The sequence below is a fragment of the Enterococcus sp. LJL99 genome, assembly GCF_054871725.1.
On record NZ_JBTXLT010000008.1, the window covers coordinates 20,355 to 34,448 of the forward strand.

The window sequence follows — 14,094 nt, forward strand, 5'->3', positions numbered from 1 at the left end:
AATGGTGGGTTAATATAGGAGGGAATAGGAAAATGTTAGAAGTTAAAAACTTAGTAAAGACATTTGGGAACTACACAGCAGTAGATAATATTTCATTTGAAATACCAGATGGCAAAATACTAGGATTGATTGGTCAAAATGGAGCTGGGAAAACAACGACCTTTCGACTTATCTTAGATTTTTTAACACCTGATAGTGGGACGGTGTTATGGAATGGGCATCAATTAACAGATAAAGATTATAATACAGTTGGTTATTTGCCAGAAGAACGTGGTCTATATCCCAAAGTAAGTATTCAAGATCAATTGATTTATTTTGCTGAACTAAGAGGGAAAACAAAAAAAGAAATTGAACCTAAAATTGATGAATGGATGGAAAAATTCAAAGTAAAAGGAAAAAAAACGGATAAGGTCAAAGCTTTATCAAAAGGGAATCAACAAAAAGTTCAATTAATCGCGACGTTAATCCACGAACCTAAATTGATTATTCTAGATGAACCTTTTAGTGGGTTAGATCCAGTCAATGCGGAATTATTGAAGGATGGCATTATTGAATTGAAGAAAAATGGTTCTTGTGTTATTTTTTCTAGTCATAATATGGATAATGTTGAAAAAATTTGTGATCATTTAATTATGTTAAAAAGTGGTGAAATGGTCTTGGATGGTCAGGTTCATGAGATACGAGAAAGTTTTGGTCGTACAAAAGTCTTTTTAGAATCGCCATTGACTGAAGAAGACGTGTTGTCTATAGATGGGGTTAAGGCAGCTAATCTTAGACCAGATAAAGTATTGGAAGTTACTTTAACAGATCCTAAAGCGGGTGAAGAAATTTTTGCTCGTGCTACAGAATACGGCTATATTTCAATGTTTAATCAACAGCCACCAACACTGGAAGAAATATTTAAGATGAAAGCAGGTGAGCCAAATGAGTAAATTTTGGATTATAGCGAAAGATGTATATAAAAAGAATGTTAAATCAGCAGCTTTTATTATTATGATTTTAGTTCCGTTTATTGTGATGGGCGTTATTTATCTTGCTGGAACTCTAGCAGGGGGTTTTTCGGAAGATACAACCATTGGCTTAGTATCAGATAACAAAGAATTGTCTGAACAATTAGCGCAAGCTAAATCAGCTGATTATTCATTCAAAGTCGTTTCTTCTGAAAAAGAAGCAGAAGAGAAATTGAAAGATAGCGATATTGATGGTTTTTTAGTGTTAGATACGTCCGGTGAGAAAATCAAAGGAGAATTATTTGCAGAAACTTCTTTAGGTACGACGACAGAATTAATGATGGAACAAATGCTCAATGGCCTACAATCTTCGCTAAATGCATCTAAACTGGGATTGACGCAAGAACAAGTTGCGAGTTTAAGTGAAACAGCTAATTTCAAAAAAGTAAAAGTAAACTTTAAAGATGATGGAAAGATGACGACGGGAGAAGACAATTCTACTATTCAAACTGCGGTATCATTTATTGCAACTGTTTTTCTATTTATGATCATTGCTCTATACTCTTCGATCATTGCGCAGGAAATTGCTTCTGAAAAAGGTTCTAGGATCATGGAAGTGATCTTATCAAGTACTAAAGCGCAAACTCATTTTTATGGTAAATTAACAGGGGTCATTTTAGTTGTGCTAACACAACTTGTAGTTTATGGTGCTTCTTTTGCCATTGGATTTACTCAATTAAAAAATATCGATTTTGTTAAAAATATTTTAAGTGGAATGTCTGCTGCAAATATTTGGGGCAGCTTCTTAGTTTTCACATTGATTTTCTTTATTTTAGGAATATTATCATACTCTGTCTTGGCAGCTTTATGTGGTTCCTTAGTATCGAAACCAGAAGATACAGCAAAAGCAGTTCAACCAATCATGTATTTAGCGATGATTGGTTATATCATTGGGGTTTCTATCGGTTCGGCAGATCCACAAAATATTGTCATTAAAGTCACTTCATATATTCCGTTGATTTCGTCATTTACTATGCCTATCCGCTTGGCAAGTGATACCGTTTCAATTGTTGGCGCAACGATTTCAGCTGGGATATTATTAGTTTTCTGTCTTTTATTAACGATGTTTTCAGCCAAACTTTATAAATCAAATGTACTAGTCTACAGTGATGGTGGCGTATTGAAATCATTAAAACAATCAATTTCTATTTTGAAAAACGAACGGAAACAAACAGCAAAATAAAAAATGAAAAAACATCTCTAGGATCGTTCCTAGGATGTTTTTTTATTCACGCATTTTTCAGTATTAATTTTTTCTTCTTCAAACCACCAGATTCTCTCCGAATAATAAAACTAATCAAAGTAAAGACTAATGAAAACAATACTAAAATTCCGATGTTAAAATAGAATTCTTTTAACGTTTTACTTGAATAAACTTCTACACTTGCTAATAAATTGTTATTAGTAATAAACCAATACGTTGGAAAAAAGGAAGCAATTTTAAGAACGGGTTCACTTAAAAATTCTTGGGGAACAAATGCACCACTAATAAAACAAGTTCCTAAAATTAGGATATTATTCAATCCAGCAATCATTTCTGTTGTAGTAACAAAATAAGAAACGACAACTGATAAACTGACCATTGTCAATAGAAATGCGAGAGAGTTCAAAAGCATTAGTTGAGTCATTGGAGCACTCAGACTTGATTTTGATAGGACTAAGCTAATTCCAACAAATATAATCCAACTTAGGATAGAAAAAATAACTACGGCTAAGGAAAAGAAATAGCTTCTTTTGCGTTCAGATAACGGCGAACAGTTATTGCGGTCTTTAATATCCTTTCGATTCATTGAGATACTCACTAAACCAATTGAAGATAAAATAGTCATAAATAATCCATAAGCAAGTAAGTTGAAAATTCTTGCGGACATATCTTTTGTATCTGCTGTGGTTTGATTTGCTTTAAAAGTGATTTCTGCTTTATTAGCTAAATTTGTGGCAACCATTGCTAAAATTTCTTTTTCATTTTTCTCAGGGAAATTCTTTGTATAAAAAGCAACTTTATTAATATACTGATTGGTTAACGCTGAAGCTTGAAAGTCAGCTTGAGAATTTGGAACAGATTTTGTTGGCAATTTGGGTACTTCATCATTTGCTAATTTTTCTGAAAAATCAGCTGGGATTGTTAAAATATACATTACTTCTTTGAAAAAAAGGGCATCTTGCTGACCTTTTTCTGAAGTATCGATTGACACGATAGTTGTTTGCTCTTTTAAATAATCTTCTAATTGTTTTCCAACAGCACCTGTATCTTTGTTTATAACAGCAATTTTACTTTTTTCAGCTTTAAAATTATTATTATTTTCAGACTGATTTGTCATTACGTAAGCAAAAGTAATTCCCAGATTGATTGCAATGGCTAAGATGAAACTCGTTTTATTTTTTTTTACAATTGTAAAAAATGTTTTAAATACTGGCATACGCTTGTCTCCTCATAATTAGATAATTGGCAACATTGATTATTATTGTCAAAATCACCATGGTAATAATAGTCATATAAAAGCTAGTTAAGTCTGTATAGTAAAATAGTTTATAAAGTCCATCGGTAATTAAACTGGTTGGATTGATCCAAGCAATGAAAGGAGCATACTTATCAATCCAATATTTCATGTCAGGGAACATCATTCCAGACAGAAAACCGCCAAATACAGACACAGCAGTGACGATGCTTGACTTTAAATTGTAATTTCCTTTAATTGCACTTCCTACCAAAGAACCTAAGGAGATGCTTAATAAGCAGGAAACAAAACAAGTCAGTAAAATCAATGACCAACGATTGCCGAAATCAACTTGTAAGATAAAATGAATAAAGCTTAAAATAATCATCATTTCAGTAAAGAAAATTAGAAAGGCAGCTAATAAATTAGTTAAAATTAAACTTGATTTATTAACTGGGCACATGCCCATACGAATGCCGGTTGGACTTTGATTTGCTTGAATTTCATCACTATTTTTGATTCCCCAATTCATTCCAAACATACAAGCCATGGCAATGACTGTGAAAAAGTAAAGTGAGGTTGATTTTGGTTCGTTTTCACTGTATTTTACTTTATCAGTATATGTTTTTGTTGTTATAAGCTCTTTGATGATTTCATCAGAAAATTGTTCAGGTTTTTCTTTAATAATATCTTTCATTGAAGCATTAACATAAACAAATTGCTGTAAAAAATCCTTTAAAAATGTTTGATTGAAGCCATTTTTATTAAGAATTAAGGTAGGTTCATCTTCTGTTAATAAGTAAAAACCACTTATGTTATTTTCTTTAAGCGCTTTTTGTGCTTCTTTTTCATTCAATGATTGAACGTTGAAGATTTTTTTATCATTATTTTCCGCTGCTTTTATTGTTTCTGAAAAGCGACTGTTTTCTTCTGTTGTAGTAGTTTCAACAACTGCAACAGGAATTGTATTAAAATTGAATTCATCATCTAAATTACTAAAAGCCATTTTAAAAAAACAAGCTAAAATAATAGGAAAGAATAGACTCCAAAAAAAGATACTTTTGCTTTTAAGTAATTGTTTTATGCGGTAGTGTAATAGGTGATTGAACATAGTTTTCCTCCCAAATAATCGTTAATCTCTTAATTGTTTTCCAGTGATTTCTAAAAAGACATCATTTAAAGTTGGTTGTAAACTATAAAAATCACCAAATAATAGATTCGTTGTTTCTAAATGATGAAGTAATTTTAATAATATTTTTTCTTCTTTTAATGTGTCTAGTTTAAGCGTTGTACCATCATAATGAACCTGTAATACACCAGGCCAACTTTTTATTTCTTGAATTAGTTCATCTGTACAAGTTGGAAGATCCAATTGTAATTTTTCACTCGTTTGAATCATGCGCTTAAGTTCTTCTTTTGTTCCGATTGCTAGAGTAAAACCTTTGTCCATAATAACAATCTTAGTACAAATTTGTTCAATCTCTTCCATATAGTGTGACGTATAAACAATCGTTGCACCTTTACTGTTCAACTCTTGAATACTTTCTAAAATTTTGTTTCGGCTTTGAGGATCAACAGCAACGGTTGGTTCATCAAAGAATATTAGTTCTGGTTCATGTGCGATGCCACAAGCAATGTTTAATCGTCTTTTTAGTCCACCACTTAGTTTTGACGGATAGAAAGTTTTGAATTCGTCCAGTTGAACAATTCGAAGGGCTTCTGCAACACAAGCAGCTCTTTTTGCCTTATCAGAAACATATAGTCCACAAAAATAATCAATATTTTCATAAACAGTCAATTCTTCAAACACAGCAACATCTTGAGGAACAACACCGATTTTTCTTTTAAGGTTTTGTTTATCTGGTGCCATTTTTTCACCAAATAGTTTGATTTCACCAGCATCATAGGTCAAAAGAGACAAGATACAGTTAATTGAGGTTGATTTACCGCTACCGTTAGGTCCAAGGAGACCTAGAACTTCGCCTTTTTCGACGGTCAAATTGAAATGATCTAATGCAGTCAATTTATCGTATTTTTTAACTAAGTCAGTTACTTGAATAATTGGTTGATTGTTTATCATAAAAAAAACTCCTTCATAAAAAAATCTGTGTTTTTATTGTTTATCAGGTATACTAATACTATAAATTATTTATTGTTATTTATGTAGTGACGATTGTCCAAACTTTAAGTGACAAATGTCACATTGTTAAGGAGCGTTTTAAGAAATGTCGATTGATTTGAGAAATAATGTACGTAATAAATTGTTTTTATTGATTGGATGTTTGCTAAATATTAATCAAATGCGTTTTGTAGAAAAAGATGTTATTTTTGTATTATTGATTATCGCTAGTAGTCTGTTGCTTTTTTATATGAAAAAGCAATTGATTAATATCCTTGTTTTATTTGGGACAATTCTTTTAGTTATTTACTTTTCAAAGTATGTGCTTTTTTTCCCTGTATTATTGTATGACTTAATTGATGAGGAAAAATCTTATACCTATTTACTTTTTTCTGCGCTTGGTGGTATGTTGATTCTGGTAAGTGATATCAATAATATGGCAATTATTATTAGTTACTTCTTTTTACTAGTCACAGCATTATATTTAAAAACCCAAGCTGAAAAAATTAGTCGGTTATTACAAGAATTTGATCAACTTGACTTATCAAGCAAAGAACAACAATTTTTACTAAATCAACAAAATCTAAACTTGATTAAAGAACAAAATTTAAACCTTAATTTGGGCATTTCTGAGGAAAGAAATCGAATTGCTCGAGATATCCATGACAATGTGGGTCATCTATTATCTAGTTCGCTGATTCAAATTGGTGCGTTGAGAGTCCTAAATCAAGATGAAAATTTAAAAGAACCCTTGGCTTTATTAAATGCTACTGTTCAAGAAGGAATGGATAATATTCGAGAGAGTGTACATGATCTTCATGATGATTCGTTAAATTTAGAACAGTCTTTAGTTCACATTGTCGATAACTTTCAAGATAGTTCTATAGAATTGACCTATAAGATTACTAGTCAATTAAGCTCGTCATTGAAAATGGACTTTTTGATGATCATTAGAGAGTCATTAGCAAATGTAATGAAGCATGCCCAAAGTACCAAGGTCATTTTGGAAGTAGTAGAACAGCCAGCGTTTTATCGTGTACGAATTAAGGATAATGGCACCAATAGTATTGGTTCATCTAAAAGTCCCATTGAAACGGGAATGGGGCTTGCTAGTATGAAAGAACGAATCAATAAACAAGGGGGACATTTAACGGTTGAAAGACTGAGTGATGGGTTTCAAGTGTTAGCAATTGTTCCAAAAACGAAAAAGGGAGAAAGATAAATGCGTGTATTATTAGTAGATGATGATCAATTGGTTAGCCTATCTTTAAAAACGATTTTAAGTGCTCAAAAAGATATTGATGTTGTGGGAATAGGAAAATCTGGTCAGGAAGCCATTACTCTTTATCAACAAGAACAACCAGATATTTTATTGATGGATATTCGAATGGGGGAAATGACAGGACTGGATGCTGCTGAAATCATTCTTAAAAACAATCCCAAAGCGTTAATCATCTTTCTAACGACTTTTTTGGATAACGAATATGTGATTCAGTCGCTAAAAATAGGTGCAAAAGGTTATATTTTAAAACAAAATTTTGATTCGATTATTCCTTCTCTTAAAGCAGTTCTTGTTGGACAATCAGTCTTTGGTGATCAGATTGTTAGTTTAATGCCAAATTTATTGAATCGAAAGAATAATGAAAATAATTTTGAAGGGAATCTGAATGAAAGAGAGCAGGAAATTTTATGTGAGATAGCAGAAGGATACAACAATAAAGAAATTGCTCAAAATCTTTGCCTTAGTGAAGGGACGGTAAGAAATTACGTAAGTTCGATGTTGGAAAAATTAGAACTAAGAGATCGAACGCAGTTAGCGATTTTTTATTATAAAACTAAATAAACTTAAAAATCTAATTGAAAGATTAACAAAGTAAAAAAATTTAGTAAGGTCTTAGTTCATTAAATGAGTTTGGACAGAATGACAGATTTTAAGATAATAAACGACAAATGACTGGATTTAGCTTTAATTGTTGTCGTTTGTCGTTTATTTCTGTAGACGTTGCTTTAGCTCTTGCATTTTTTGGTTTTAGCACATGTGATAAAAGTTCTATTTACTTTTATCACTCGCTTTTTGCAGAATTATCAGGAACGGTATCACGTTCAATTAGTTTAATTGCCATTTTTCGTTCTTTAAGACAATCGTTATTCAATTGATTATAAAGATAAATAAAAGAATTTTCAGCTTGATATTTTAGTGAATAATCGACAGTAGTAATATGCATTAATTTACTGATTTCACTATTGTCAAAACCAATTACAGCAACTTCTCCTGGGATTGAGTAGCCAAGAATTTGTAATTCGGAGATAAACTCTGCAGCGGCAGAATCGGTATAAAAGGCCATCGCTTGAGGTCTTTTTTTCATTTTATGCCAAATATGAGCAATCTGGCGACCATAGTCTAAGCGAACTTGATCGTTGAAAAGCCATTCTTTTGGCGATTCTATTTTGTGTTCTTGTTCAAATTCGGCGATTGCTTTTAAACGTGCTTTGGTATTCAAATTTTTTGGGTTACTCAAAACATGACCAATTTCACGATATCCTCTGCGCCATAAATAATTTAAAGAAGATAGATAACCAGTATAATGATCAACATAAGAAGAATAAATATTGTTAGAGTCAATTCGATGCCAAGTAGCTAAAGGACCATATTTGCTATAGGGTTCAATAACTTCCCATTCATTTGCTCGAGTTAAAATAAAAACAGCATCTAATTGTTTGTATTTCATTTGATTGAGCGCCTCGATTTCCTTTTTCTTATCTCCGTCGGTAAAAAATAGCGTGACATAATAATTATGATTTTTTGCAATTGAAATAAATGATTCTAAAAAAATTGTTAAAGGTCCAATAAAACTATGAACCAAAAAGCCAATTGTTTTTGTTTCGCCACTTTGTAAATTACGAGCGATAAGATTTGGTGTATAACCTAGTAATTCAACTGCAGCCATAACTTTTTTGCGACTTTCTGAACTAACGTAGCCATTTCCAGATAAAACGCGAGAAACAGTGGATTTTGAAACGTTTGCTTCCTTAGCAACATCTATAATCGTAGTCATTTTCGATACTCCTTTAAAAAAATAAACTTTTTTTCAGTATAACATAAAAAAAATGAAAATAAGGCTTGACATGGGAACATTCCCACAATTTATGATAAGAATGTAAACGATATCAGAGGAATCTGAACAAAAATCAGGAGGGAAACCCATGACAAGAGACGCATTGAAAATTGCAACAATTGGTGGAGGATCAAGTTACACTCCAGAACTAATCGAAGGCTACATCAAACGAAAAGATGAATTACCAATTAAGGAAATTTGGTTAGTAGATATTGAAAAAGGAAAAGAAAAGTTAGAAATCGTAGGTGCAATGGCTAAACGAATGGTTGAAGCTGCTGGTTTAGATTGGGAAGTTCATTTAACTTTAGATCGTCGTGCTGCTTTAAAAGATGCAGATTTTGTTTCAACTCAATTCCGTGTGGGTTTACTTGATGCTCGAATCAAAGATGAGCGTATTCCGTTATCTCATGGTGTATTAGGACAAGAAACAAACGGTGCTGGAGGAATGTTTAAAGCCTTCCGTACAATTCCAGTCATTTTAGGTATTATTGAAGATATGAAAGAACTTTGTCCAGATGCTTGGCTAGTCAACTTTACAAATCCAGCTGGGATGGTAACAGAAGCTGCAATCAAACATGGCGGATGGAAGAAGACAGCTGGTCTATGTAACGTACCAATTGGCCATAGAAAACAAGCAGCAGAAAAACTAGGAATCCCTGAAGATGATTTATTCTTTAAATTTGCTGGGATTAATCACTTCCATTGGCATCGTGTATGGGATAAACAAGGAAATGAACGAACACAAGAATTAATTGATTTGATTTATGGACCACAAGAAGATTCTGAAAGTCATTTGAAGAATATTCATAATGCACCGTTCCACTATGAACAAATTAAAGATTTAGGAATGTTACCTTGTGGGTACCACAGATACTACTATATTGAAGATGAGATGTTAGCTCACTCGATTGAAGAATTTGAAAAAGGCGAAACACGCGCTCAAGTAGTAAAAGAAACAGAAGCACGTTTATTCGAATTGTATAAAGATCCTAATTTAGATTATAAACCAAAAGAATTAGAACAACGTGGCGGAACTCATTATAGTGATGCTGCATGCGAATTGATTGCTTCAATTTATAATGATAAGCGTACAGATATGGTTGTTTCGACAGAAAATAATGGGACAATTACAGATTTGCCTTATGATTGTGTGGTAGAGGTGTCAGGGCCTGTGACTGCACATGGACATGAACCTTACAATTGGGGTGCATTCCCACCAGCTGCAAGAGGAATTATCCAAGTAATGAAAGGCATGGAAGAAACAGTTATTCGTGCGGCAATTGATGGTGATTACGGCGCTGCTTTACATGCATTCACGATCAATCCATTAGTTCCAGGTGGCTCTATGGCAAGAACTTTATTAGACGAATTATTAATCGCTCATAAAGAATATCTACCTAATTTTGCTGAAGCAATCGAATTAATCGAAAAAGAGCAACCCGAAACAGTTGCTTATGTAACTGAATTAATGAAAACAAACTAAATTAAACAAAAAACAACGCGCATTCCTTTTAATGGGAGTGCGCGTTGTTTAAATGTATAGTATGAATCGATTTAGACTCTTTCAAAGGTGTTGGTAAGATAATAAAGCGATAGGAAAGATGTCTAAATAAGTGATTCAGTAGTAGAAAAATCGAAACTTCTGCGAATAAAAATATTTTTAACGAATCAATTGAATAACAAAGGAAAGACAGAGCTAAGAAAGAAAGGGTAAAAGTTAAGAATAATTGCTGGATACTTTCAGTTGTGCTAATAATTACTTCTTTCGTTTCATTTGTAATCACTACTTTTTTACAAAATTTAAATAAACCTTCTCTAAATTCTAAAACATCCCCGACTTCAACCTCTAAATCTGTTGAGAGACTATTAAATAGTTTTCCTTGTTTAACACCATTTTTATAAATCGTAAAGTAACGAACAGATCCCCAAGTTGTTTGTCTTTTCAATTTGATTTTCATTAATATCACCTCTTGTATCTATCTTCTCATAAAATCGTTTCATCGAAATCGAGCGAAAGACTGATTTATCTATTCATTTTTTTCATTCTAAAGTCGTAGATGATTTTCTTTCATCAATAGTACTAACATATTTTACTTCAGTATGGAGGGGTTGGTCGAAGTCGAGTGCAGTGGCTATTTTTGTCCCAAGCATGTGCCGCTTATTGCTTCTTTTTAAAACTAATCAAAAAGGCACTTTGCGTGCGGGAAAAATCTGAGATGTACGAATGCGTGGTAAGTTGCCAACCGTCTTTTGCTCGTTCATTCATTAATTCATCTAATTTTGCTAGATCTGATGCATTGATAGTATCTTTAAATCCCATTTTTCTTGAAGTAGTTAAAATTTCATTTTTATAAGTGTACATAAAATAATTCCTCCTCTTTATTCATTACTATAAGTATACGTAATCATAGCCGAAAAAGGCATTTTTTTCCTGAACAGCCTTTTTTTACCCCTGAATAGTCAATTAGAATAAAAAAAGGATAAGTAACCTTTTTATTTTTTTCTGGATTATATAAATCATTTATGTTTGCCTATTTCAAAAGTAACGATTTATCTTTTAGGTCTAACGAATATTTTTTTACTTAAGCATCAAGCAGTGGTTAATAATGATATAATAGAAGAAAAACAGAGGAGCGTTTCTATGTATTTAATCTCAGGCACTTTATACATTATTGCAGGAATACTAACATTTGTTGCAGCTTTAATTTGGGATTACTTCAATTATTCTCTTTATTTACCATTAGTTGCTGCATCATTTTTATTTTTAGGAATAGGAATTTATTTTTATTTCTTAGAATATAATAAAAAAAATAAATGATTATAGATAGTATTAAGTTGAGATGAGTAGCAAAGTAAAATAAATGGGAAGTATTTTTTTATGACAAAATAAGAGGTGAATCGTGAAAAGTAAATTTTGGATAGATTATAAACCCAAATATAGAATAGTTGAATATAGCTATCTTTTTTATCAGTAATATTTTTATGGAATATTCGTTTAATGAATAAGGAGCTATCCCGTAAATTCAATTCTATAGGTGGTTCTGACGATTTGGAAAAAGCAGCAGCAATGCTGACTTATTTAAATAAAATGGGAAAGCTATATTATTTATCTGCTATATTTTTAGTTATATTTGGCGTAGTCTTTTCAATCTATCTTTCATATAGATATAATTCTGAATCGGAAAATCAAAAAGAAGGGTTCTATTTTAGTATTATTAATTTTGGCGTGGTCATTTCGATATTAATTACTCTAGGGAATATATATTTATGGGGAATCTTTATTTTTATCTTATTACCTGCTTTTTTTGTTATTCATTTTACCTTTCGTCATCGAAGAGTATAAGTGTCAGAGTGAATAAATTTTCAAGGAAAATATCTCGTAAAAAAATTTGCATAAGATGCGTATTAGAGAGACAACAAAATTACTAATAGTAGAACTATGAGCTCTAAAGCACTTATAATTTCGGTAATTAACCAAGTGTTATGCCTTTTTACTTGAATAAATCATGAACATTTAGTGATTAGATAATGTATTGTTTCTTTAAATTTTTTTAGTTCAATCGGATAAAAATGATAGTAAAGATTTAGTTAATCCTTAATAAAATAAAAATAAGTTTGAAAAAAAGTTAGGATGAAGGGAAATGAAAATAAAAAGAGTTGTTTGGACACTAATAGGTCTATTTTTGTTGATTGTTTTGTTTTTTTATTGTCACCAAACGCCAGAAAAAGCGATACGAATGTCAATCTTTTCAAAAGGAGATTTTTCGAGAGCTTTTTCTTGTAAAATTGACCAATTAGACACAAGTGAGGGAAAGAAAATTTATAAAGTTACTCCTCCTTCTTATGAAGAATCGACTAATACGATATTTGATGAATATGAAGTGTCGAAAACACGTTTAAATTATTATGTTGCCGGCTATTATTTTAATAATTAAAATTACAAAAGTTATGATTCAACAAGTAAATAAGCAAGATATAAAGCGAGTTTAAGCCTTTTCTTAGTCAAATAATTCTTGAATACTAAAAAAATGATAACGCTTAATTATGGAGGGAATACAATGGTAAATAAAAAAATAAGTATAGTTTTTTTCGGTGTATTAGTTCTCTTATTCACCACTATTTTTTTGTTTAAAAAAAGTAATATACCAAGTCAAGTTGACTTAGTTAATTTACATGAAAAAAGTAACGCTACTATTTGATGATTTTGAAGAGGAAAAATGGACAAGTACTAATGAACCAGAAATATCGACAAGTGAAGGAGACGTAAAAAAAATTTCTTTAGAAGAAGTAAAAGAAAGTGTTTTGGGGATTGAGATAGAAAAAAAACAAATGATAACTATTAAACAGCAATTTCAAGAAACCAATTACTATTGCGTTCCTGCAACAGTTCAAATGCTTCTAGATCATTATGCTTTTACGTTTCACAAGAAATGCTTGCGAGTCAGATGAATACCCGTATGGAAAACTGGAACAGAATATGAGGATTTAGCTAAAACAGTTAATTCATATCTATTTAACAAAGAGTTAGTATCAGAAGATGAATCAGGGTATCATGTACAGATAATAAATGAGGAGCAAGGGCAAGAAATAGCAGAATTATTTGAAAAAAGAATAAGAACGAACATTGATACTGGTTATCCATCTTTTGTTGCTGTTGACCTTTATCATTTGTATTCAAATATGCCTAAAGCAAATCACATGGTTTTAGTAGTTGGTTATGCGACTCATAAAGAGAGCGAAAAAACAGCAATCTATTATATTATTAATCCATATCCGAAAACACAACATGGTACTCTAGGTGGATTATAAATAGTTACATGTAAAGAACTTATCGATGCAATGATTCAAAATGAGGAAGCTGCTTATATTTGGTAAATCGGATGAATTTGAAGAAAAAACTTTACTGAACAACATAATACTAAGAACATGAATAGTCTTGTCAAACTAATTTAATCTTAACTATTAATTTAAAAATAAATAAGATGAAAAATCAGTATTTTGTTCCAGACGATTCACCAGAAAAAGCTATTTTTTCTGAATATATTTAGATACTATGACACATAACATAATAACTAGTACACTAAAAAATAACAAAAAATGAGTATTAGGCAATAGCGAAAGTGAGTAGCCAATAAAAACAAATAAAAGTAAGACTAAAAAACTAGTAAACCTCGTCATAAAGGATTTCCCCTATCTATTCTTTAAAATTCTATTAATTGATTTTCTTGTTAATAATATAGCACTATTTAATCGATTTATTCAAGAAAAATAAATTTTTATACGTCATTTTTTACCAAATTAAACTGCTTTTTTTCTTCTAAGGTATATTTTCAGAAAATTTTTAGGTATAACTAATTCATTTTACAGAAAATCAAATAACCATTTGCATAGCCCCTTTAAAAAAAACTAAT

Annotated in this window: 15 protein-coding genes; 9 read left to right on the forward strand and 6 right to left on the reverse strand. The window is 31.3% G+C overall.

From position 1 onward, the window contains the following. Window positions 1-32: 32 nt before the first annotated feature. Window positions 33-932: an ABC transporter ATP-binding protein gene (locus ACYSNW_RS12420; RefSeq protein ID WP_461744931.1), complete on the forward strand. Its 900-nt coding sequence runs from the start codon at window positions 33-35 to the stop codon at window positions 930-932. Then, window positions 925-2,193 carry an ABC transporter permease gene (locus ACYSNW_RS12425; RefSeq protein WP_461744933.1) on the forward strand — a complete coding sequence of 423 codons (1,269 nt, stop codon included), beginning with the start codon at window positions 925-927 and terminating at the stop codon, window positions 2,191-2,193. Before ACYSNW_RS12420 ends, ACYSNW_RS12425 begins: the two co-directional genes overlap by 8 nt. Window positions 2,194-2,239: 46 nt before the next feature. Here ACYSNW_RS12425 and ACYSNW_RS12430 read toward each other — a convergent pair whose 3' ends face one another. From ACYSNW_RS12430 to ACYSNW_RS12440, 3 genes are read right to left on the reverse strand one after another with little or no spacing between them, the layout of a single operon-like run. After that, entirely contained in the window at window positions 2,240-3,430 is a 1,191-nt protein-coding gene (locus ACYSNW_RS12430; RefSeq protein WP_461744935.1) for an ABC transporter permease, read from the reverse strand. After that, window positions 3,417-4,559 (reverse strand): ABC transporter permease, encoded by a 1,143-nt coding sequence (locus tag ACYSNW_RS12435; RefSeq protein WP_461744937.1) that lies wholly within the window; start codon window positions 4,557-4,559, stop codon window positions 3,417-3,419. The genes ACYSNW_RS12430 and ACYSNW_RS12435 overlap by 14 nt, the downstream gene beginning before the upstream one ends. A 21-nt stretch (window positions 4,560-4,580) precedes the next feature. Continuing rightward, window positions 4,581-5,528: an ABC transporter ATP-binding protein gene (locus ACYSNW_RS12440; RefSeq protein ID WP_461744939.1), complete on the reverse strand. Its 948-nt coding sequence runs from the start codon at window positions 5,526-5,528 to the stop codon at window positions 4,581-4,583. A gap of 145 nt (window positions 5,529-5,673) precedes the next feature. On the opposite strand from ACYSNW_RS12440, the gene ACYSNW_RS12445 reads away from it, so the two are divergent. Continuing rightward, window positions 5,674-6,789: a sensor histidine kinase gene (locus ACYSNW_RS12445; RefSeq protein WP_461744941.1), complete on the forward strand. Its 1,116-nt coding sequence runs from the start codon at window positions 5,674-5,676 to the stop codon at window positions 6,787-6,789. After that, complete coding sequence (locus ACYSNW_RS12450) at window positions 6,790-7,410, forward strand: response regulator (protein WP_461744943.1); 621 nt, start codon at window positions 6,790-6,792, stop codon at window positions 7,408-7,410. Window positions 7,411-7,630: 220 nt separating this feature from the next. Here the strand turns inward: ACYSNW_RS12450 and ACYSNW_RS12455 are convergent, their stop codons facing one another. Next, window positions 7,631-8,623, reverse strand: coding sequence for a LacI family DNA-binding transcriptional regulator (locus ACYSNW_RS12455; RefSeq protein ID WP_461744945.1), 993 nt, complete (start codon window positions 8,621-8,623; stop codon window positions 7,631-7,633). 148 nt (window positions 8,624-8,771) lie between these two features. Here ACYSNW_RS12455 and ACYSNW_RS12460 point away from each other — a divergent pair, with 148 nt between their 5' ends. Next, window positions 8,772-10,166 (forward strand): 6-phospho-beta-glucosidase, encoded by a 1,395-nt coding sequence (locus ACYSNW_RS12460; RefSeq protein ID WP_461744947.1) that lies wholly within the window; start codon window positions 8,772-8,774, stop codon window positions 10,164-10,166. A 28-nt stretch (window positions 10,167-10,194) separates the two neighbouring features. On the opposite strand, the gene ACYSNW_RS12465 is transcribed toward ACYSNW_RS12460, so the two are convergent. Both ACYSNW_RS12465 and ACYSNW_RS12470 read right to left on the reverse strand, forming a co-directional pair. Beyond that, a complete protein-coding gene (locus ACYSNW_RS12465; protein WP_461744949.1) occupies window positions 10,195-10,641 on the reverse strand; it encodes a hypothetical protein in 447 nt (148 codons plus the stop codon). 200 nt (window positions 10,642-10,841) lie between these two features. Beyond that, window positions 10,842-11,045 carry a DUF4177 domain-containing protein gene (locus ACYSNW_RS12470; RefSeq protein ID WP_461744951.1) on the reverse strand — a complete coding sequence of 68 codons (204 nt, stop codon included), beginning with the start codon at window positions 11,043-11,045 and terminating at the stop codon, window positions 10,842-10,844. Window positions 11,046-11,324: 279 nt separating this feature from the next. Between ACYSNW_RS12470 and ACYSNW_RS12475 the strand changes: the two genes are divergently transcribed. The 4 genes from ACYSNW_RS12475 (at window position 11,325) to ACYSNW_RS12490 (ending at window position 13,132) form a co-directional block, all read left to right on the forward strand. Beyond that, window positions 11,325-11,501 carry a hypothetical protein gene (locus ACYSNW_RS12475; RefSeq protein WP_461744953.1) on the forward strand — a complete coding sequence of 59 codons (177 nt, stop codon included), beginning with the start codon at window positions 11,325-11,327 and terminating at the stop codon, window positions 11,499-11,501. Window positions 11,502-11,732: 231 nt separating this feature from the next. Then, window positions 11,733-12,026, forward strand: a complete 294-nt coding sequence (locus tag ACYSNW_RS12480) for a hypothetical protein (protein WP_461744955.1) — start codon at window positions 11,733-11,735, stop codon at window positions 12,024-12,026. 298 nt (window positions 12,027-12,324) lie between these two features. Beyond that, the gene (locus ACYSNW_RS12485) at window positions 12,325-12,618 is read left to right on the forward strand and encodes a hypothetical protein (RefSeq protein WP_461744957.1); all 294 of its coding nucleotides are present in this window, start codon (window positions 12,325-12,327) and stop codon (window positions 12,616-12,618) included. Between the two features lie 238 nt (window positions 12,619-12,856). After that, complete coding sequence (locus ACYSNW_RS12490; protein WP_461744959.1) at window positions 12,857-13,132, forward strand: hypothetical protein; 276 nt, start codon at window positions 12,857-12,859, stop codon at window positions 13,130-13,132. Window positions 13,133-14,094 lie beyond the last annotated feature (962 nt).